Source organism: Rhizobacter sp. Root1221, assembly GCF_001425785.1.
GTDB lineage: Bacteria > Pseudomonadota > Gammaproteobacteria > Burkholderiales > Burkholderiaceae_C > Rhizobacter.
Genome location: NZ_LMDI01000003.1, coordinates 76,494 through 97,259 on the forward strand (window position 1 = coordinate 76,494; position 20,766 = coordinate 97,259).

Here is a 20,766-nt window from a genome sequence, read left to right on the forward strand (position 1 = left end):
TTGATGAAAAAACTCATGGCCGCGGCCGCGGCAACATCGCCGACAGCACGGAGTCCCGCAGCACGAAGTGATGCCACAGCGCAGCCGCTGCGTGCATGACGCCCAGGGCGAGCAGCGCCCACGCTGCGTTCACGTGCCAGGCCAGCAGTTCGTCGCCGAGGTCCTCGTCGGCACCCACGAGGGCAGGCAGAGGCCAGCCAAGCAAGTCGACCGTCCTGCCCTGGGCGTTGATCGAGGCCCAGCCGAGCAAGGGCAACGCGAACAGCAAGGCATACAAGCCGGCGTGCGCAAGGCCCGCCAGGACGCGGCCCGCGAAGCCACCGTCGCCCGGCAGCTTGCCGAGCCTGAGCCGCAGCAGGACGCGGGCGACTCCCAGGCCCAGCACCAGCAGGCCCATGTGCGCGTGCCCCTCGAGAAGCCAGGAACGCAGCGCCTTGCCGTCGAATGCCTCGCGCATCCAGATGAACGAGACACCTGCGCACAGCGCGAGAAGCGTCGTCCAGTGAAACCACACGAGGAGCCGGGGACGTGCGGCCGGCGGTGAGGCGGCCTGTTGTTTGTTCATCACGTCGCGCACGGTGTTCACACGCAAGTGGCCGTCACGTCGTGCGCGTGCTGGAACGTGGTGGTGGACGCCACCGTGACGCTTTGTCCGGCCTTCAATGCCTGCAACTGCGCCGGCGTGAACGTCACCGAATGGTCGTGGCTGGACGTACCGGCAATGCTGTAGGTCTTGTCGGTCGCCGAATCGAGGTCGGCCGCGGCGATCGCGAGCACGTGCCCATGGTTGCCGGAGATCGCGGCGCCCGTGGAACTGCATTGGGGGGCTGCTGCCGCGCCACTGTTGCTGCTGCCGTTGCTGTTGTCGTCATCGCCGCCACCGCAGGCTTGCAACAGCAACAGAATGGCGCCACCAGTGGCTGCGCCCAGGAATCCCTTGCGTGTCATCGTCATTCAATCGCTCCTTGCTTCGACCTGCCGCCCATGTCCCGGCCACGAAGCCATGCCCTCCGGACCGCAGTCCACGGAGGTCATCGCTGTGACCAGGTACTTCTGTCGGTGAGTGCGGCCTGCGCCGCAAGCGGTTGCGGCGGCGTCGAAACAATTTGTTCGAGCGCCCCCGGGCCGGGGGCGCGGCGCGTCAACGCGGAGGCGTGGCCTCGCGGGCACCCGCGGCTTGCAAGACCTTGCGACGCGACGTGCAAGTGGCTGCATGGCGCAGCCCGCCCAAGGCCACGCAGGCATCGATCGAACCGGTGGCATCCAGGGGCTCCTGGCTGCGTTGCAGCAGTGCCCGCATGGCCGTGGCATCGAGCCCCGGCACTGCGCTGAGCAGCAGGGCCGCCACCGCGCTGACGTGCGCGGCCGCGAGCGATGAGCCCGAGCCGAAGTCGTAGTGCCCCCCGGGCTCCAGCGTCAGGATGTCTCGCCCGGGCGCATGCAGCACGTCTCGCCGAGCGGCCCCCCGGCCGGTTGAATCGACCACGATCACGCCCGGGACGCCGGCGGGGAATCCCGACAGGCGGCCGTCTGCCGGCATGGCGCCCACCACGATGCGCCCCTGCTTCAGTGCATGCTCGACCAGGCGGCCGAGCAGTGCGTCAGCAGGCCCGCCCAGGCTCAGGTTGATGATGTGCGAGCCCGCGTCGAGGCTGGCCGCGAGCGCCAGGGCCAGCGTGTAGGAGTTGCATTGCGCACCCGCGCCGCTCGCGTTCTGCCAGCAGGCCTTGTGCACCGTGAGACTGGCTTCCGGGGCGATGCCGACGATGCCCTGGCCGTTGTTCGCGACGGCGGCAATGATGCCGGCGACTTCGGTGCCGTGCCGGTCGCGATTGAACTGGGCTTCATCGCGGTCGACGAAGTTTCGCGTCGCCTCGATGCGGCCCTGCAGGTCGGGATGTGTCGCGTCGACACCGGTGTCGATGACCGCGATGCGCACGCCCTTCCCCCGCGAAGCCTGATGCGCCTCGGCGGCGCCGATTTCGATGAAGCCGCGCTGGAGTCCCACATAGGGGTCGTTGTAGCCCGTCGGGTTGTCGGTCAAGGTACCGAAGTTCTGCAGCGGCTGCGCGATCTCGACCCGCTTGTCTTCGGCGAGGGCCTTCAGCAATTCATCGCGCGACTCACCCGGGGCGATCCCGAGCACCACGCAGTGCAGCCGCAACGCGGTGATCGGCCAGCCGGTGAGCTCGCTCAGGCGGTAGTCCTTTTTCAACGCTGCCACGGTCGCCCTGGCGGTGCTGCCCGCTGAATAACGCTGGGATGCGGCATAGCCGGCCAGCGTGGAGCCCGCCTGGGTGGCCAGTGTTTCCTGCGGGTTGGTGACCGCCACGACGATGAAGCGCTCGGGATGCTCGCGCATCGCCTGGCCCTCGGTGCCGGTGCCCGGCAAGGCAACCGGCGCGCTGCCGCACGCACCGAGCAGCAGGGCAACGGCCAGGCACCAGAAGCGGGCGCAGATCATCATCGGCCGGGTTCGCGCGCCTGGATGGGCTCGACGAGGCGCATGCCCGGTTCAGCGCGCAGGCTCGCGAGTTGTTTGTCGAGCGAACGCCCTGCGGACAGCGGCGCCAAGGCATAGGCCCCCACCGCATTCGGTCCCGCCACCACCTGGAGTTCCTGGGCCGCGAGGAGTGCCTGCAGTTCACCCAGGCTCATGCTTGCGGCGGGCACCACCCGGATCGTGGCACCACGGTCGTGGGCCACCGGGTCGCTCAACGTCTCATAGCTTGGCGCGGGCGTGGTGCGCGAAAGCAGTCCCACGCCCAGCACCGAGATCCCGATCGCTTCGACAACGACGGCGATCGTCAGGCCGAAGATCAGCGTGCCGGCACCGAAACGCCGGCCAGTGTGCCGGCCGTGGTGCCGCGACCCGGCGGCGGATGCGCTGTCATCGGCCGCCTGGTCGATGCGCTTCCACAGGTGCCGCAGCCCTGCGGCGGGGTCGGTCACGACGGCTTGTTCATGCGTCATGGCCGACTGCAGCTCGCGCTGGCGCTCGAGTTCGTCGCGGCAGTCCGCGCAATCGCGCGCATGCGCCTCGACCAATCGGCGCTGCGCGTCGCTGGCGCTGCCGTTGACGACCCAGGGGATGTTGTCCCAGGCCCGATGGTGTTCGGACACGCCTTCAGTTCGATTGTTCATCTTCGTTCTCCTCGGCACGCGCACCGCCTTGCCCGGCCAGCACCGGCAGCAGGTTCCGCAGCTTGACACGCGCGTGAAACATGCGCGCCTTCACCGTGCTGACCTGGCATTCCATGATGCTGGCGATCTCTTCCAGCGAATGGCCCGCGCCGTAGGCAAGCTCCAGGGCCATGCGTTGCTCGGCCGGGAGGCGGCCCAGGCCCTTGGATACCCAGTCCTGCAGTTCATGCGCCGCGTGCGGGTCGACGAGGGAATGCCCCCCTTCGGCCTGCTCGGTCAACTCCAGCGGATCGCCGCCATGCTGACGCAAGGTTTTCAGCGCGCAGCGGTAGGCGATCCCCACGATCCAGGTGGACACGCGCGAGTCGCCTCGAAACTGGTCCGCCTTCTGCCAGACGATCCAGAAGGTGTCGTTGATCACCTCCTGCAACAACCTCGCCTCCGCTTCGTCATCGGACGCGCCAGCGCGTAACCGACGAGGGATCAAGGAGAGTAGCGGCATGGCGTGCGTACGGGGGGCTATTCAGCGGTATCGGTCGGTGAGTGCGCCGGGGCGAGGAAAAAGTTGCGGAAATCTGCTCGGGTCGGGCGCAGCCTGGCCCTGGGGGGCCTTCAGAACGTCCACGTCAGCCCGGCCGCCCAACGGTCCGAGGCGCCCTCACCGTACTGCGCCTTCGCCGTGGTGTCGGTCATGATGTACGACATTTCGAAACGAGCCTGGCCCATTCGCACGCCGATACCGCCATGGCCGTAGGCGTAGCCAAAGCCCGAGCGGCGGTGGAGATCCTGGTAGCCGACGCCTGCGATCAGCGACAAGCCGGGCCGCACGGGGTAGCGTCCGGTCAGGTCATAGGCCACGCTGGCGCGGCTGCCGCCATCGTCCAGCCGCGCATTGCGCAAGCCGGAGACGGACAAGGCCACCAGGTCGCGGTAGAGGAAGGTGGCGTTCAGTTCGTCGCGATCGAAGGGCCGCAGCGATTCACTCGAAGGGTAGGCGTACCGCGCATAGTCCAGTTGCGCGCCCCAGTCTTCGGACAAGGTCCAGACGTAGCCCACCTTGCCGGTGACCAGCCACGCCCCGGCGTCGTCCGACGGCGAGCGCAACGACGTGAAACCGATGCCGGCAAGCCACCTCGACGCGCCGTAGAACGTGGCCGCGGCCTGCACGGACGGCTCGTTGCGGCCCAGGAGAAGGCCCCGGATGACCACGCCGGAGTTCAGTCCGAGCACCAGGTTGGTTTCCTGGGCCTGGGCTGCGCCGCAGCCCAGCGTCAAGGCGATGGCCACGGCGCAGGCGCCCGGCACGCGCGCACGCATGGAATGATCTGGGAAGCGCGCCTCGGTACGCGCCGTGGGGAATGTGTCGTCTGAAGCCATTGATTTGTGTGACGGGATACCGGAGGTCGACGATCCACCGAGGGCCCGGGCATTGTCCGTCGCCTTGCATGCGGAACCGCTCGAACGGCCACGAGGTCGTGTGATTTTGTTACACGCGACACCGCGATAATCCGAGGGTGAGCTTCTCCTTTCAGTCCCTCTGGCGCGGGCAGCCCGGCGCCGTGTTTCGCAGTGCGTCGATGGTGCTCGTGGCCCTGTTTGTCGCGGTGTTCTTCACCGCGGCCATCGGTGCCACCCTGCTGTACCAGCGCCAGCCCGACCTTACTGCGCTGACCGACTACCGTCCGAAGCAGCCGCTGCGCATCTTCACCGACGAAGGCGTGGAGATCGGCCAGTTCGGTTCCGAACGCCGGTACCTGATGCCCATCGGGCAGATCCCGAAGCAGTTGCAGGATGCCGTGCTGGCGGTGGAAGACAAGCGCTTTCGCGACCACTTCGGCGTCGATGCCCGCGGTGTCGTGCGCGCGGTGCTCACGAACCTGTGGCGCTCGCGGCGCAGCCAGGGCGGCTCCACCATCACGCAGCAGGTGGCCCGCACGTTCTACCTCTCGTCGCGCAAGACCTACGTGCGCAAGATCAACGAGATGCTGCTCGCGGTGAAGATCGAACGGCAACTCGGCAAGGACCAGGTGCTCGAGCTGTACATGAACCAGATCTTCCTCGGGCACCGTGCGTACGGGTTCGAGGCAGCGTCGCAAGCCTACTTCGGCAAGACGCTGTCGGACCTCTCGCTGGCCGAATGCGCGATGCTCGCCGGGCTGCCGCAGAACCCCGTCTACGCGAACCCCATCACCAACTTCGAGCGGGCGCGCCAGCGCCAGTGGCAGGTGCTCGCCCGCATGCGCGACGCCGGCATGATCACCGCCGAGGCCGAACAGGCCGCGCGCATCGAGGCGCTGCACATCCACAACGACCGCGACACCACGCTGCACGCCGAACACGTGGCCGAGATGGCGCGGCAGATCGTGTTCGCCCGCTACGGCGACAGCGCCTACTCGCTCGGCCTGAAGGTCACCACCACGCTGCACGCCGAGGACCAGCAGGCCGCCTACCGCGCGTTGCGCAAGGGTGTGCTCGACTTCGATCGCCGCCAGCCCTACCGCGGCCCGGAGGACCAGGAAGACATGCCCGACGGGATGGGGCCGCACGACGCCGGCGTGGCCCAGTTGCTGGCCGACTACCGCGACGACGACGACCTGCGCGTGGCCATCGTCAGCGAGGCCAGTCCGCAGCAGGTGGTGGCCACGCTGGCCACCGGCGAGGTCGTGCAGGTGCGTGGTGACGGGTTGAAGCAGGCGCAGCCGGCCCTGTCGTCACGCGCCAAGGGGGCCGAATCCATCCGGCGCGGGTCGGTGATCCGGCTCGCGCAGGACCTGGGCTCGTCCGGCCAATGGGCCATTCGCCAATGGCCCGGCGTGGAAGGCGCCCTCGTGGCCACCGAACCGGCCACCGGCCGCGTGCGGGCACTCGTGGGCGGGTTCGATTTCGCGCGCAACCAGTTCAACCACGCGAGCCACGCGTGGCGCCAGCCCGGATCCAGCATCAAGCCGTTCCTCTACTCGGCCGCACTCGAACACGGGGTCATGCCGGCCACGCTGATCAACGACGCGCCGCTCGTGCTGCCGGGCGACGTCGAGGCGTCCGGCTGGGACCCGAAGAACTCCGACGGCGGCTTCGACGGTCCCATCACCCTGCGCCAGGCCCTCGCCCGCTCGAAGAACCTCGTGACGATCCGGCTCGTCAAGATGCTGGGGCCCGACGTGGCCCGCGAGTGGCTGGGCCATTTCGGTTTCGATCCCGCGCTGCAACCCGACAACCTGACGCTCGCACTCGGTTCGGGCCAGACGAGCCCGCTGCAACTCGCCTCCGCGTACGGGGTGCTGGCCAACGGGGGCTATCGCGTGGAACCCCGGCTCATCCAGCGCATCACCGACGCCAAGGGCAACGTGCTGTTCGAGGCCCCGCCCACCGAACTCGGCGACGACGCGCGGGCCATTTCGCCCCGCAATGCCTTCGTCACCAACAGCCTGCTCAACGAGGTCACGCGCAGCGGCACCGCCGCGAAGGCGCAGGCGCTGCTCAAGCGGCCGGACCTGTACGGCAAGACCGGCACCACCAACGATGCCGTCGACGCGTGGTTCGCGGGCTTCCAGCCGAGCCTCGTGGCCGTGGTGTGGATGGGCCACGACAACCCGCGCAGCCTCGGCGCGCGAGAATCGGGCGGCGGCCTGTCGCTGCCCATCTGGATCGACTTCATGGGACACGCGTTGCGGGGCGTGCCGGTGGACCAGCCTGCCGCGCCCGACGACGTGCTGAAGCTCGGCGGCGACTGGGTCTACATGGACTGGGCGTTCGGCGGCGCGAAGACCCACGTGGGCTTCGACGATGCCACCGAGGCACTCGGGGCACCCGGCTCGGCCGCCTCCGCCCCGGTGCCCAAGGCCCCCGAGCCGCCGCTGCCCGGCGTGGTCATGGGGCCGAACTGAACGCGGTGTTGTATGCTCGGTTCCGTGAACGCCTCCCTCACCCCGCTTCCCGTCCGGGCCTCCACCCGACGATCCGCTCGACGTCGACGTTGAGCGGTTTCGCCCTGCCCGAACGCAAGTAGCCCGCGTTCATCCTCCAGGCCACGAGACCCCTCGTGGCCTTTGTTGTTTCTGGGGGTGCCGCCGCGGTGGGGTCCCCGGCCCGAGGTGGTTCCGTTCCCGTCTGGTTGTTCCGTCCTCCCTCCACCAGGAACTTCACCGATGACATCCTCCCCTCGCCTTCCCGTCGACGCCCTGATGACCGTCGCCAACCGCCCCGACACCGTGTTCACACGCGGCGACGGCAGCTGGCTCTGGGACGAACACGGCCGCCGCCACCTCGACCTCGTGCAAGGCTGGGCGGTCAACACGCTCGGCCATGCCGCGCCCGAGATCGCGGCCGCACTGGCCGCGCAGGCCGGGCGGGTGTTGCACGTGGGCCCCGGCTTCCACAACGACCGCGCCATCGCGCTCGCCGGACGGCTCACGGCGCTCAGCGGCCTCGACCGCTGTTTTTTCACGAACAGCGGTGCCGAGGCGAACGAAGGGGCCATCAAGCTCGCCCGCAAGTTCGGCCAGGTGCACCGGGGCGGCGCGTACGAGATCATCACGTTCGAGCACAGCTTCCACGGCCGCACGCTGGCCACGATGAGCGCGAGCGGCAAGCCCGGCTTCGACACCCTGTTTGCACCCCAGGTGCCGGGGTTCCCGAAGGCGCGGCTCAATAACCTCGCCAGCGTCGAGGCACTCGTCAACGCCAACACGGTGGCCGTGATGCTGGAGCCCATCCAGGGCGAGGCCGGGGTGGTCGAGGCCACGCCCGGGTTCCTGCAGGCCCTGCGCACGCTGTGCGACTCACGTGGGCTGCTGCTGGTCCTCGACGAGGTGCAGACCGGCGTGGGCCGCACCGGCACCTGGTGGGGGCACGATGCCGCGGGCGTCGTCCCCGACATCATGACGCTCGGCAAGGGCCTCGGAGGCGGTGTCCCGATCGGGGCCCTGCTGGCCCGCGAGGCCGTGTGCTGCTTCGCCCCGGGCGACCAGGGCGGCACCTACAACGGCAACGCGCTCGTGTGTGCCGCGGCCCTGGCCGTGGTGAACGCCGTGGACGCGCCCAGTTTCCTGCCGAACGTGCAGGCCCGCAGCCACCAGCTGCGCACGGGCCTCGACCGCATCGGACACCGGGTAGGCAGCCCGCCGGTGCGCGGCCGCGGCCTGCTGCTGGCACTGGACCTGCCTGGCGCCGGGCAAGCGCTGCAGGTGGCCGAGACGCTGCGCCTGCGCGCGGAGACGGGCGTGCTGGTCAATGCCGTGCGGCCCCAGCGCCTGCGCCTGATTCCGGCGCTGAACATCACCGAGGCGGAGGTTGCCCTGGCGCTGGCGGCGCTGGAGGAGGCGATCCCCTAACGCGGAGGGCGTTCCACGAGGGACGCCATCTCGCGGGCCTGCGCGTCGGCTTCGGCCCGCAGGCCCGTGGCCACGCCTGCCCGGTCGGCTTCGCCGCGGTTCTGGCTCACCTTCCATTTGCCGACGAGCCGCGTGAGGGGAATCTCGATGCCCACGATCACCCGGGCGAGTTGTGCCGTGTACTCGGCCGGGGCATCGGCCACGCGCCACGGGTGCTCGCGGCCCGCCTCGAAGTGGTCGGTCAACTGGCTCACGATGCGCAACACGTCGGCCGGGTCTTCCAGCGCGCGGGCCACGCCGTGCGCCTGCACCGTGGCGTAGTTCCAGGTGGGCACCACCTTGCCATGTTCGCGCTTGCCGGCGTACCACGATGGCGACACGTAGGCCTGCGGCCCCTGGAAGACCACCAGCGACGCCTCGCCACGGGCACACGTCTTCCACACCGGGTTGGCGCGGGCGACGTGGCCCACGAGCGTGCCGAACTCACCGCGCGACGGATCGAGCAGGAACGGGACGGGGTTGGCCACGGGTTCACCGTTGTCCACGACGATCCACGTGCCGAGCGGGTGGGCGTGCACCAGCTCGTGCTGGGCGGCTGTGTCGGCGATGCCGAAAGGAGGAAGGACGTACATCAGGTATTCCAAGGCGGTGGGGCTCGGCCCGACGCGTTGCCAAGCGAACGGCCGCGGCGAACGATGCTGCGAGTATGACGTGGACGTCTCGACCTCGACCGGCACCGACCTGCCTCAGGTTTCCGCGAAGAACTGGCCGGGCGGCTGGCCGAACTGCTTGCGGAACATGCTGGCGAAAGCGCTTGGACTCTCATAGCCCAAGGCCAGGGCGACGTCGATGACTTTCTCGCCGGTGGCCAGCAACTCCAGCGCGCGCAGGAGCCGGGCCTGCTGCCGCCATTGTCCGAACGTGAGCCCGGTCTGCTTCAGGAACAGGCGTTGGATCGTCTTGACATCCACCGCCAGGCGGCGCGCCCAGTCCGCCATGGTGGAGGCGTCATCGAATCGTTGTTGCAAAGCGTCGCAGATCCGAAGCAGCCGAGCGTCGGTGGGCATCGGCAGATGCAGCGGCAGCACCGGCAACGCGCGCAGTTCATCGAGTATCAGCCGCATGACCCGCCCGTCGCGGGTGCCGGGCACATGCGGTTGTCGAACGTCCATCGCGGCACGGATGAGTTCACGCAGCAGCGGCGAGATGCCGACGGCTTGCGTCTGGTCCAACAGCTTTGGCGCGGCAACGGGTGCCACCCGGAGGCTGCGCATGTGCACTTCGCCCACGCAACGAATCGTATGGGTCATGCCCGCCACCATCCAGATGGCACGCGTTGGCGGCACCACCCAACGGCCGGCCTCGCTCTGCACGACCATGACACCTCGCACGGCGTGGATCAGTTGATGTTTCGCATGCGAATGCGGTTCGATGCGCCAGCCGGCCGGGTAGTCCGTCGCTCGCCCCGTGACAGGCGAGGTGGCCCCCTCGACCTTTCCGGGTGCTTCAGGCAAGGGAGTCGGGTCCATGTCCTTTTCGAGATGGTTCGTGGCCGATTGGCGCGAGACAGGCGCAACGGCGCTTCCGATAATTCTGACATGCCAGCCACCGGCCGCGCTCGATCAACTCACAGGACACGCCACATGCATCACCACACACTGCTCGTTCACGCGGGTCGGGAGACCTCGGCTGCCGCGCACTCCGTCAGCCCACCGCTCGTACGCACCTCGACCACGGTGTTCGCCACGTTGGAAGACTACAAGCAGGCCCAGCGCGGGCAGGTCTTCGACGCCCCTCGCTACGGCCGGTCCGGCACCTCCACCACCTTCGAGCTCCAGCGCGCGATGGCGGCCCTGGCGGGCACCGAGGCGTGCATTGCAACGAGCTGCGGGCTTTCGGCGATCACCGCCGTGCTTGCCGCCCACGCAGGCCCAGGGCGGCACATCCTGCTGAGCGATGGTGTCTACGGACCGACGCGCGTGTTCTGCGAGAAAGACCTGGCGCCCTCGGGCACCACCGTGGAGTTTTTCTCCCACGGCGCGGACATCGCGACGCTCCTTCGCGGCAACACCAGCCTCGTCTTCATCGAGACACCGGCCTCCTTGACGATGGAGATGCTGGACGTGCGCGCGATCTGCACGGCTGCGCACGGGCGTGGGGTGCCGGTGGCGTGCGACGCCACGTGGGGAACGCCCTTGTTCTTCGACGCGCACCAACTCGGCATCGACATCTCGGTGCACGCCGCCACCAAGTTCATCAACGGTCACTCCGATCTGCTGCTGGGCCTGTGCACGGGCACCTCCGAAGCGCTGTCGCCGGTGCGCGCCTACTGTGATCGCAGCGGGGCCCATGCCGCACCCGACACCTGCTGGCTGGCACTGCGAGGGTTGCGCACGCTGGCCGCCCGACTCGCGCGCCACCAGGCCTCGGCCTTGACCTTGGCGCGATGGCTTCAGGCGCAATCCGCCGTGCAGCGCGTGCGCTTTCCCGCGCTCCAGACGGACCCGGGCTTTGAATTGTGGCGCTCGCAGTTCTCGGGTGCAGCCGGCCCCTTCACCGTCGACCTCGCGCCGTGCAGCGAGGCCGCTTTCAGCCGGTTCATCAATGGCCTTTCCCTCTTCAGCCTGGGCACAAGCTGGGGAGGGTTCGAGAGCTTGGTCATGCCGGCGGTGCCTCACCACCTGCGGGCCCTTGCCGCGCCCGAGGATGCACCGAGGCTCGTGCGGCTGCACATCGGATTGGAAGACCCGGCAGACCTTTGCGACGACCTGCACTCAGCCTTGCGGAGGATGCATCAGGGTGAAGACGCTGCCACGTGACACCGGCGCTTCTCACGCCGCTGCAGGTGACAGGTGCAGCACCTGCCGCACTTCACGCAACGAGACCCCGCCCACGTTGACGACCTTCAGCGGCCCGGCATCGGCGGCGAACCCGGCGCGCTCGTAGAAGCGAAGCGCGCGTTCGTTGTCGTCGATCACCCACAGTGTGACCGCGGACGCGCCCTGGTCATTCAGTTGGTCGAGCGCCGCATGCCACAGGGCCTGCCCCACCCCGGTGGACCAATACGCCGGCTCCACGTAGAAGGCCCAGATCTCGGCGACACCCTCGCGGGCATCCCCATCGCGCGACGGGCCGAACGCCACGAACCCCACCAGGTCGTCGTCGACGTGGGCCACCACCAGTTCGGGACGGTGCTTGGTCATGGACTCGAGCCACATCGCCTCGCGGCGGGCCACGGACAGCCCGGACAGGTACGCACGCGGCAGGATGTTGCGGTACGCCTGCTGCCAGGAGCGCACATGCACCTCCGCGATTTCGCGGGCGTCATGCAGGCAGGCCGGGCCGGTGCGAATGGGGTGGGGGCTCATGGCCCCATGTTGAACCAGACGGCGTGGCTTGAACCCCCTATCCCGTGGGATGGACCGGCAGCGCACAAAGCATGTGGACGTCGTCATGGAACCTGCCGTCGGCATGCAGCGCATCGGGCTCGCGGCCCCAGATGGCGAATCCGAGCGATTCGTAGAGGGCGATGGCCCCCGTGTTGTTCGCCGTGGCCACGAGCGACACCTGGCGCACGCCGGCCAGCGTGGCGGCAAAGGCCAGCGCCTCGTGCATCAGTTGCCGCCCGACACCACGGCCGCGGGCGGCCTGGGCCACGTAGATGCCGCGCACGAAAGCCTTGTGGGCCAACTTGCGGGCCGCCTCGCGGCCGACGCCCACGCACCCCACCAGGGTGCCATCGGCGAACGCGCCGAACAGGTAGCGGCCCGAGCCGGGCCGCATGCGCGCCGCCACGACCTCCAGCGGCAACTCGGCCTCTTCCTCGAGGCTGGCACTGAACGCGGCCGGGCAGTCGCGCAAGGCCACCAGGCGCAGTGCCTGGAAGGCCTCGGCGTCGGCAGGTTCCAGCCGGCGGATCTCGACAACGGAAGGCATGTGGCAGCGTGCAATGGCGGATTGGCGGACCGGGGCCGACAGCTTACCGCCGGAACCGGGCGGCAGGGGGAAACCCCGCCGCCCGCTTGTCTCCCGCCCCCGTCCCCCACCTTCCACACACACACTCAGTTGCCGGACGCCACCTCCAGCAGCACCACCCCGGCGCTGCCCACGTCCACGCTGGCCTTGCCAGCCGCCACGGTGGCAAGTGCACCGGTGTAGGCATCGCGCACGACGGTGCCGTCGGCGAAGATGCCGGCCACAGTGATCGCGGCCCGGCCGCCCGCGCCGATCGCCACCACCACCTTGTCGCTGTCCTTCACCCGGGCGAAGGTGAACGGGGCATCGGCCAGCTTCGAATGCGTGCCGGCACCGACCGCCGGGTGGGCGTTGCGGAACTGGCCCAGTTTCTTTGCGTGGGCCAGCAGCGTGGCGTTCGGGGTGCTCCAGTTCATGTCGCCGCGCCAGGCGTGGTCACCGGTCCAGTTGCCCATCAGCGGCCGGGCGCTTTCGTCGCCGTAGAAGAGCTGCACACCGCCCGGGGCCAGCAGCAGGCTCGTGAGACCGGTCTGCAGGTTGTTGCGGTCGAACAGGCCCTTGTCGTGGCTCGAGATGTACGACAGCACGTTGTAGGGCGTGCTGTTGTTCGCGTTCACCGTTGCCAGTTCGGTGTACGTGGCGTTGAGACCGCCCGTGTTGCCCGCCGCGCCCTGGAAGTTGAAGTTGATGATCGAGTCGAAGCCGTTGTCGAAGTACGCGGAGCGGCCCACGCCGTGGCCCCACACCTCGCCCGTCATCCAGAACGCCGTCTCGCCCTTGAGCAGCGCGGCCTTCACCGGATTCGCGGCCAGCCACGCCTGGCGGGCCTTGACGGCCTCGGTCTTCAGGTCCTTCAGCACGTTCATGTCCACGTGCTTGGCGGTGTCGACGCGAAAGCCATCGATGCCGAACTCGCCCACGTAGTCGGTCAGCCACTTGACGAGGTGGTTGGCCGGCGTGCGGGCCTTGCCCGTCTGCGCGAACCAGGCGTCGAGCTTCTGCTGCTCGGTGGCCAGGCGCCCTTCACGGCCCCATTTGACCGTGAGGATCGACGGCAGGCCCACGTTGCTGGTCACCTCGGTCTTGAGGTCCGGCAGGAAGCCCACGCAGCCCTTCAGCCCGTCGGTGCCTTCGCACGGGTCCATGCCGGCCACCGCGTTCATGCGGATCCAGTCACGCGTCCAGTAGGTGCCGGCCCAGTTGCCGCTGGTGTAGTCGATGTACCGGCCCACGTCGTTCTGCCAGTCGGTCAGCACGTCGGCCGGCTTGTACGCGGTGGCCTCCCAGCCGCTGTTGAGCTTGCCGTAGCCGTACTCGGCCATGTCCTTGATGTTCTCGTAGCCCGTGTGGTTGAGCACGACGTCCATCACGACGCGGATGCCTTGGGCGTGGGCGGTGTCCACCAGTTCCTGCAGGTCGGCGCGCGAGCCCATGTTCTTGTCGATCGCCGTCCAGTCGAGTGCGTAGTAGCCGTGGTAGGCGTAGTGCTTGGCACCGTTGCCGCCGAACACGAACCCGTGGATCTGTTCGTACGGCGCGGTGATCCACAACGCGTTGACGCCCAGGTCCTTGAAGTAGTTGGCCTTCAACTTGGCGGTGATGCCCTTCAGGTCGCCCCCGTGGAAGCCGCTGGGCATCTGCGTCAGGTCGTTGCCGAACGGCACGCAGGCCTGCGACGACTCGCGGCAGTAGCTGCGGTCGTTCGACGTGTCGCCGTTGGCGAACCGGTCGTTGAGCAGGAAGTAGACGGTGGCGTTGTCCCACGTGAACGCCGACGACACCACGGTGAGTTCACCGGTCTTCACGGGCACGATGTTGCTCGCGCCCGAGTCGAGGCCCACCGCATTCCTGGCGGAGACGACGTAGTTGTAGACCGTGTTGGCCGCACCGGTGGTGTCGGTGTAGGTGGTGATGGCCGACGTGAACGAGACGGTGCCCGACGTGCCGCCGGTGCGGGTCACGAGGTACGACAGGCTGCTCTCGGGGTCGGTCGAGGCATCCCAGGTCAGCTTCACCGAGGTCCCCGTGGCGGTGCCCGCGAGGTTCGTCGGCGTGGTGGGTGGCGTGACGTCGACCACGCATGGACTCGGTGCGTTCGAGGTCACGGCACCGTTGACGACGGTGGTGACCCCGGTGCCGAGCGCGTAGTTGCGCCCGCCGTTGTTGTCCCACGTGGTGCCGTTGTTGAACGTGACGGCCAGGCCCGTGGCGGTGCCCAGCGAGACCGTCTTCTTGCGCCAACCGGTGCAGGCCACGTCCATCGACACGCCGGGTGGCGTGGTCCAGAGGCCGCCGTTCGGGGCGTAGTGGATGTTGACGGTGGTCCATGCGGTGTTCGGCTTGTAGAACACCGTGGCGGTCTGCTCCTGCACCGCCGCGCACGGGTCACCGGCGTTCGCCACGATGGCGCCGTTCTTCACCTGGTGGACGCCCGCGGGCACCGTGTAGTTGCCGCCGCCGCTGGGGTTGTCCCACGCCGAGCCGGTGCCGTTGTTGAACACGGCCTGGAAGTTCGTGGTGCTGAAGTCGATCGTCTTCTTCTTCCAGTCCGTGCAGCCGGCGTCCATCGCGATGCCGGGCACGCTGGTCCAGCTGCCGCTGGCGTTGTGGTGGATGTTCGCGGTGCTCCAGCCCTTGTACGGGGTGTAGTAGTAGACGGTCGCGGTGGCTGCGAAAGCCGCCGGCGCGGCGCCGGCGAGCAACAGCCCGGCCAGCGCGTGCATGCGCCAGTTTTTCATGGAAATCTCCTTGCGAGCGCAGCCCGTCCTCCCGGGGTGTGCGCAGGTGAATGCCGTTCGCGAGCGTGCACCGTCCCACGGCGCATGGACGTCGCGAAGTCCTCGAAGACGTGCCCGGACAGGACGTTCGGGGTGCTTCGACGGAGCGGATTCTGAATTGATTCAGAGTTGCTGTCGGCTTGGGAGTTTCCCTGACGGTAGAAACGGGTCAGCCCCGGATCGCGGGGTTGCCGCGACCCGCCCGGAAAGCGAAGATCAGATGGCCTACAAAGCCACACCCTGTCGACCATGAACGCAGACCAACCTTCCGGCCAGAAAGTCGGTGCAGCCACCCCCGCGCTGGCACTCGCTCGCTGGGCAGAACTGCTCGCTGAAATGTCCGAGCTGCACGCCAAGCTCGAATACGTGAACCTGATGCTGCGCCTCGGCAGCCCCCGCAGCCCCGAAAGCACGCCCGACCGCTGAGCGGCCCAGCTGGCCCGCCTGGTCCTTCAGGCTTTCGCCGGCCGCGCGCCCTGCTCCACCCGCCTGCGCCACCCGCGCGGCGTTCTGCTGCGTCGCCGGAGGCTGCTACGCTCGGAGGTCTCCCCACCGTGACCGAGCGTTCGTGACCCCTGTTCCCCCCCCGCTGCGATGCCTGTGCCTGGCCGGGCCCACCGCGTCCGGCAAGACCGCGGCCGCTTTGGCCATTGCCCGCGTGCTGCCCGTGGAGGTCGTCAGCGTCGATTCTGCGCTGGTGTACCGGGGCATGGACATCGGCACCGCCAAACCCACGGCCGCCGAGCAGGCGGCGGTGCCACACCACCTGATCGACCTGATCGAGCCCACGCAGTCGTACTCGGCGGCGCAGTTCGTCGCGGACACGCAGCGTGTGGCCGCCGGCATCACCGCGCGGGGCCGGCTGCCGCTGCTCGTGGGGGGCACGATGCTCTACTTCAAGGCGCTGTTCGACGGGCTCGACGAGATGCCCGCGTCCGACCCCGCGGTGCGCGCCGCACTCGATGCCGAGGCCGCGGAACGCGGCTGGCCCGCGCTGCATGCCGAGTTGCAGGCGGTGGACCCGGTCACCGCCGCGCGCCTGCCCCCCACCGACGCACAACGCATCCAGCGTGCGCTCGAGGTGTACCGGGTGAGCGGGCAGCCGCTGTCGTCGTTCCACCGCGAACGCCGGGCCGCGGAAACGCCCCCGATGATTTCGCTCGAGCCCACCGACCGCGCGTGGTTGCACCACCGCATCGGCCAGCGATTCCACCAGATGCTTCACGACGGCCTGGTGGACGAGGTCACCGCCCTGCGGGCCCGCGGCGACCTGCAACCGTCGATGCCGTCAATGCGCTGCGTGGGCTACCGCCAGACCTGGGAAGCCCTCGACCGCGGTGACCTGGCCGGCCTGCCCGAGCTGGGGGCCGCGGCCACGCGACAGCTCGCCAAGCGCCAGATCACCTGGTTGCGCAGCATGCCGCAGCGGCACGTGGTCGCGTGTGACACGGCGGACGCCACCGCGCAGGCCGTGGCCCTCGCGGTGCGCTTCGCGGAGTCGCTGCGTTGACGGCGCCGCTCGTCGACGTGCGCGGCCTGGCGAAGGCCTACCCGGGCCAGCCGCTCTTTGCCGGCGTGGACCTGCAGATCGCACCGGGCGAGTTCGTCGCGGTGGTGGGTGAGTCGGGCGTGGGCAAGTCCACGTTCCTCAACTGCCTGGCCGGGCTCGACACGGTGGACGCAGGCACGGTCACCATCGCCGGCCACGAGGTGACCCGGCTAGGTGACACGCAGCAGGCCCTCTTCCGCCGCGAACACCTAGGTTTCGTGTTCCAGGCCTTCCACGTGCTGCCGCACCTGACGGTGGCCCACAACGTGGCGCTGCCACTGTTGCTGCAGCACCGGCCCGACGACGCCCGCGTGGCCCAGGTGCTCGCCGCGGTGGGCCTCGACGGCCTCGGCGACCGGCTGCCGCAGACGCTGTCGGGCGGACAGCTGCAGCGGGTGGCGATCGCCCGCGCCCTCGTGCACCGCCCCGCGCTGATCCTCGCCGACGAACCCACCGGCAACCTCGACCCCGCCACCGCCACGCGCGTGATGGACGTGCTGGTGGCGCAGGTGCGCGAGGAAGGGGCCGCCTGCGTGCTCGTCACACACTCGCACACCGCCGCGGCCCGCGCCGACCGGGTGCACGTGCTCACCGCGTCGGGCCTGGCGGGCTGACATGCTGGCCCTGCTGCGCCAGCTGTCCTGGCCGGAGCTGCGGCACCACCCGTGGCGCAACCTCGCGGCACTGCTGGCGGTGATGCTGGGTGTGGCGCTCGCGTTTTCGGTGCACCTGATCAACGCGTCCGCGCTCAGCGAGTTCAGCGCTGCCGTGCGCTCCGTCAACGGCGACCCCGACTTCGAACTGCGCGCCCAGCGAGGCGGTTTCGACGAAGCCCTGTACGAACGGGTCACCACCCACCCCGGCATCCTGGTGGCGAGCCCGGTCGTGGAGGTGGACACCTACGCGGTCGATGCCGCAGGGAAGCGTGTGCCCTTGCGCGTGCTGGGGCTCGACGCGCTGGTGTCGGGCGCCGTGTCGCCCGCCTTGACACCGCGTCCGGCCGACGGTGACGACCGCTTCGCAGCGCTGGCCCCCGACACCGTGTTCCTCAACGCCACCGCCCGCGAAGCGCTGGGCCACACCGGCCCGCTGCGGCTCCAGACGCCCACGGGCAGTGCCACCCTGGCCATCCGCGGCACCGTGAGTGCCACCGGTGCGCCGATGGCCGTGATGGACATTGCCGGGGCCCAGGCCACCTTCGGCTGGCTCGGCCGGCTGAGCCGCATCGACGTGCGCCTGGCCGAGGGGGCCGACCGCGCCCGGGTGGTGGCCGACCTGGCCCTGCCCGCCGGCGTGCGTGCGGCATCCCCGGACGAAGCGGCCCAGCGCGTGTCCAACGTGTCGCGTGCCTACCGCGTGAATCTCACCGTGCTCGCGCTGGTGGCCTTGTTCACCGGGGCGTTCCTCGTGTTCTCGATCCTGTCGCTGTCGGTGGCCAAGCGGCAGGCCCAGTTCGCGCTGCTGGGTGTGCTCGGGCTCACCGGGCGTGAGCGGCTCGCGCTGGTGGTGGCCGAATCGGCCGTGCTGGGCGCTGTAGGCAGCGTGCTCGGCATCGCGCTCGGCACCGCGCTGGCGGCCACGGCGCTGAAGCTGCTCGCGGGCGACCTGGGCGGCGGGTACTTCCCTGGCGTGGTGCCCACCCTCCAGTTCAGTGCCGGCGCCGCGCTGCTCTACGGTGGCCTCGGCGTGCTGGCGGCGGTGGTGGGCGGCTGGTTGCCCGCGCGCTCGGCACAACGCCTGGCACCGGCCCTCGCGCTGAAGGGCCTCGGCGGCGAGGCGCATGGCACCTGGCCGTGGTTCGGCCCCATCCTGATGGTGCTCGGCGCCGGGCTCGCGCTGCTCCCGCCGGTGGCCGGCGTGCCGCTGGCCGCCTACGCCGCCGTGGCGTGCCTGCTGCTCGGGGGCATCGCCTGGGTGCCCGCCGGCCTCGCCCTGCTGCTGCGGGCGGTGCGGCCGCCGCGCGAACCGCTCGCGCTGCTGGCGGTGGAGCGCGCCCGGCACCAGCGCAACGCCGCCACCGTGGCGGTGGCTGGCGTGGTGGCGAGCCTGAGCCTCGCCGTGGCACTCACCGTGATGGTGGCGAGTTTCCGCGACGCCGTGACCCAATGGCTCGACACCGTGCTGCCCGCCGACCTGTACGTGCGCGCCGCGTCGGCGGGCGCGGCCGGCGACCTCGTCGCGCTGCCCGACGCGCTCGTGCAGCGCGCCACCACGGTACCGGGTGTGCAACGCGCCGAACCGCAGCGCGTGTCGCAAGTCCTCGTCGACGCAAGTCGCCCTCCGGTGACGTTGATCGCCCGGCCGTTGACCGACCCGGCCCGCGAACTGCCCCTCACCGGCGACCTGCGCCCCCTGCCCGCGGGCGCCACCGCGGTGTACGTCAGCGAAGCGATGGTGGACCTGTACCGCGCAGCCCCCGGCACGTCGTTCGACCTGCCGCTGCCCGATGGTTCGCACACCCGCGTGTTCGTGCGCGGCGTGTGGCGCGACTACGCGCGCCAGCACGGCGCCGTGATGCTGCATGCGGCCGACTACCGGCGCCTCACCGGCGACACCCGTGTCAACGACCTGGCGATGTGGCTCGCCCCCGGCACCGACCCGCTCGCGGTGCAGCAGGCCCTGCGGGTGGGGTTCGACAGCGCGCTGCTGGAGTTCGCGTCACCGGGCGAGATCCGGGCGCTGTCGCTGCGCATCTTCGACCGCAGTTTCGCGGTGACCTACTGGCTGCAGGGCGTGGCCATCGCGATCGGGCTGTTCGGCATCGCGGCCAGCTGGTCCGCGCAGGTGCTGGCGCGCCGCAAGGAGTTCGGCTTGCTGAGCCACCTCGGGCTCACGCGGCGGCAGGTGCTGTCCATCGTCGCGCTCGAAGGGGCCGTGTGGACGGGGGTGGGCGCGGTGCTCGGGCTGCTGCTGGGCATCGCCGTGAGCGTGGTGCTGGTGAAGGTGGTGAACCCGCAGAGCTTCCACTGGTCGATGGACCTGCTGCTGCCATGGACTCGCCTGCTCGGGTTGTGTGCCGCGGTGCTGCTGGCTGGCACACTCACGGCCTGGGCTTCGGCCCGAAGCGCTGCGTCCCGCCAGATGGCCCTGGCCGTCAAGGAGGATTGGTGAACCCCTTCCCAGCCCCAATGAACGATTTCCTCGCCCCCCTCCCCGCCGCGCTGACCAGCAACCTCGCGGCCCGCTACGCCGAACCGCACCGCCACTACCACACGCTCGCGCACGTGCAGGCGCTGCTGCGCCACCTCGACACCCACCGCGCGCTCGTGCGCCAGCCGGCCCACGTGGAGGCGGCCATCTGGTACCACGACGTCGTGTACGACACACACCGGTCCGACAACGAGATCTGCTCGGCCGACGTGGTGCGGTTCGAGCTGATGTCGATCGGCTGGCTGGGCGTGGACGTGGAGCGTGTGGCCGGCATGGTGGAAGCCACGCAGCACCACCGCGCCGCCGAAGGCGACACCGACACACAGCTCTTCCTCGACTTCGACCTCTCGGTGCTGGGCGCCGCACCGGCGGTGTACGACACCTACCGCGACGCGATCCGCGCCGAGTTCAGCTGGGTGCCCGAGGCCGACTACCGCGCCGGCCGCACGAAGGTGCTGCGGTCGTTCCTCGACCGCCCGGCCATCTACCGCACCCCGGCGCTGGCCGCCCTGTGGGAGGCGCCGGCGCGGGCCAACCTGCAGCGTGAACTGGTGGCGCTCGGCGCGCCTGCGTGAGCCGTCGGCCGGAGGGCCGTCCCGTACACGGATGAGCCGGCCCGCCCCGGCTACTGCAGCGCGGCCCCCTTCGCTGCCATTGAGCCGGCAACGTTGCATGCGGTGGTCTTGCCCGGTATGTCCGATCGCCGGTTCGACGGCCTGACGCCGCTTCAGCCAACGCCCCTGCACTGCCGTGAGGCAGAAGTCATCCAGTCAAGCACCTTCTCGGACTAGGGATGGTTCTTTCACGAAGTGTTTGCTGAAATGCTTGCAGACCCTGGCAC

Annotated in this window: 19 protein-coding genes; 8 read left to right on the top strand and 11 right to left on the bottom strand. The window is 69.6% G+C overall.

Annotated elements, in window-relative coordinates:
• Positions 1-13 precede the first annotated feature (13 nt).
• The 6 genes from ASC87_RS03395 to ASC87_RS03420 all read right to left on the bottom strand — a co-directional run bounded on the left by ASC87_RS03395 (position 14) and on the right by ASC87_RS03420 (position 4,461).
• Complete coding sequence (locus tag ASC87_RS03395; protein ID WP_200954293.1) at positions 14-586, bottom strand: cytochrome b; 573 nt, start codon at positions 584-586, stop codon at positions 14-16.
• Positions 583-954: a hypothetical protein gene (locus tag ASC87_RS03400; protein ID WP_056656683.1), complete on the bottom strand. Its 372-nt coding sequence runs from the start codon at positions 952-954 to the stop codon at positions 583-585. The genes ASC87_RS03395 and ASC87_RS03400 overlap by 4 nt, the downstream gene beginning before the upstream one ends.
• 187 nt (positions 955-1,141) lie before the next feature.
• Entirely contained in the window at positions 1,142-2,467 is a 1,326-nt protein-coding gene (locus tag ASC87_RS03405; protein ID WP_056656687.1) for a S8 family serine peptidase, read from the bottom strand.
• A complete protein-coding gene (locus ASC87_RS03410) occupies positions 2,464-3,144 on the bottom strand; it encodes a zf-HC2 domain-containing protein (RefSeq protein WP_157603817.1) in 681 nt (226 codons plus the stop codon). The genes ASC87_RS03405 and ASC87_RS03410 overlap by 4 nt, the downstream gene beginning before the upstream one ends.
• Positions 3,128-3,565 (bottom strand): RNA polymerase sigma factor, encoded by a 438-nt coding sequence (locus tag ASC87_RS03415; RefSeq protein WP_235582033.1) that lies wholly within the window; start codon positions 3,563-3,565, stop codon positions 3,128-3,130. The genes ASC87_RS03410 and ASC87_RS03415 overlap by 17 nt, the downstream gene beginning before the upstream one ends.
• 191 nt (positions 3,566-3,756) lie before the next feature.
• On the bottom strand, positions 3,757-4,461 hold the full coding sequence (locus ASC87_RS03420) for a TorF family putative porin (protein WP_056656695.1): 705 nt from the start codon (positions 4,459-4,461) through the stop codon (positions 3,757-3,759).
• Between the two features lie 197 nt (positions 4,462-4,658).
• On the opposite strand from ASC87_RS03420, the gene ASC87_RS03425 reads away from it, so the two are divergent.
• Both ASC87_RS03425 and ASC87_RS03430 read left to right on the top strand, forming a co-directional pair.
• Positions 4,659-7,028 carry a penicillin-binding protein 1A gene (locus tag ASC87_RS03425; protein WP_235582034.1) on the top strand — a complete coding sequence of 790 codons (2,370 nt, stop codon included), beginning with the start codon at positions 4,659-4,661 and terminating at the stop codon, positions 7,026-7,028.
• Between the two features lie 261 nt (positions 7,029-7,289).
• Complete coding sequence (locus ASC87_RS03430) at positions 7,290-8,474, top strand: acetylornithine transaminase (protein WP_056656698.1); 1,185 nt, start codon at positions 7,290-7,292, stop codon at positions 8,472-8,474.
• Here the strand turns inward: ASC87_RS03430 and ASC87_RS03435 are convergent.
• Complete coding sequence (locus ASC87_RS03435; RefSeq protein WP_056656963.1) at positions 8,471-9,106, bottom strand: FMN-binding negative transcriptional regulator; 636 nt, start codon at positions 9,104-9,106, stop codon at positions 8,471-8,473. The two genes, ASC87_RS03430 and ASC87_RS03435, sit on opposite strands and share 4 nt — an antisense overlap.
• 114 nt (positions 9,107-9,220) lie before the next feature.
• Complete coding sequence (locus ASC87_RS03440) at positions 9,221-10,003, bottom strand: helix-turn-helix domain-containing protein (RefSeq protein WP_056656701.1); 783 nt, start codon at positions 10,001-10,003, stop codon at positions 9,221-9,223.
• 114 nt (positions 10,004-10,117) lie between these two features.
• On the opposite strand from ASC87_RS03440, the gene ASC87_RS03445 reads away from it, so the two are divergent.
• A complete protein-coding gene (locus tag ASC87_RS03445) occupies positions 10,118-11,293 on the top strand; it encodes a PLP-dependent aspartate aminotransferase family protein (RefSeq protein WP_082568353.1) in 1,176 nt (391 codons plus the stop codon).
• 12 nt (positions 11,294-11,305) lie between these two features.
• On the opposite strand, the gene ASC87_RS03450 is transcribed toward ASC87_RS03445, so the two are convergent.
• From ASC87_RS03450 to ASC87_RS03460, 3 genes are all read right to left on the bottom strand, one after another.
• On the bottom strand, positions 11,306-11,842 hold the full coding sequence (locus ASC87_RS03450; protein WP_056656707.1) for a GNAT family N-acetyltransferase: 537 nt from the start codon (positions 11,840-11,842) through the stop codon (positions 11,306-11,308).
• 37 nt (positions 11,843-11,879) lie between these two features.
• Entirely contained in the window at positions 11,880-12,410 is a 531-nt protein-coding gene (locus ASC87_RS03455) for a GNAT family N-acetyltransferase (protein WP_056656710.1), read from the bottom strand.
• A 125-nt stretch (positions 12,411-12,535) separates the two neighbouring features.
• Positions 12,536-15,187 carry a carbohydrate binding domain-containing protein gene (locus ASC87_RS03460; protein ID WP_056656713.1) on the bottom strand — a complete coding sequence of 884 codons (2,652 nt, stop codon included), beginning with the start codon at positions 15,185-15,187 and terminating at the stop codon, positions 12,536-12,538.
• Positions 15,188-15,475: 288 nt separating this feature from the next.
• Here ASC87_RS03460 and ASC87_RS32585 point away from each other — a divergent pair, with 288 nt between their 5' ends.
• From ASC87_RS32585 to ASC87_RS03480, 5 genes are all read left to right on the top strand, one after another.
• Positions 15,476-15,652, top strand: coding sequence for a hypothetical protein (locus ASC87_RS32585; protein WP_164491994.1), 177 nt, complete (start codon positions 15,476-15,478; stop codon positions 15,650-15,652).
• Positions 15,653-15,794: 142 nt separating this feature from the next.
• Entirely contained in the window at positions 15,795-16,736 is a 942-nt protein-coding gene (gene miaA / locus ASC87_RS03465; protein WP_056656716.1) for a tRNA (adenosine(37)-N6)-dimethylallyltransferase MiaA, read from the top strand.
• Positions 16,733-17,389 carry an ABC transporter ATP-binding protein gene (locus ASC87_RS03470; protein ID WP_056656719.1) on the top strand — a complete coding sequence of 219 codons (657 nt, stop codon included), beginning with the start codon at positions 16,733-16,735 and terminating at the stop codon, positions 17,387-17,389. Before miaA ends, ASC87_RS03470 begins: the two co-directional genes overlap by 4 nt.
• A gap of 1 nt (position 17,390) precedes the next feature.
• Positions 17,391-19,886, top strand: coding sequence for an FtsX-like permease family protein (locus ASC87_RS03475; RefSeq protein WP_056656722.1), 2,496 nt, complete (start codon positions 17,391-17,393; stop codon positions 19,884-19,886).
• Positions 19,887-19,903: 17 nt separating this feature from the next.
• The gene (locus ASC87_RS03480) at positions 19,904-20,500 is read left to right on the top strand and encodes a hypothetical protein (protein ID WP_056656725.1); all 597 of its coding nucleotides are present in this window, start codon (positions 19,904-19,906) and stop codon (positions 20,498-20,500) included.
• Positions 20,501-20,766 lie beyond the last annotated feature (266 nt).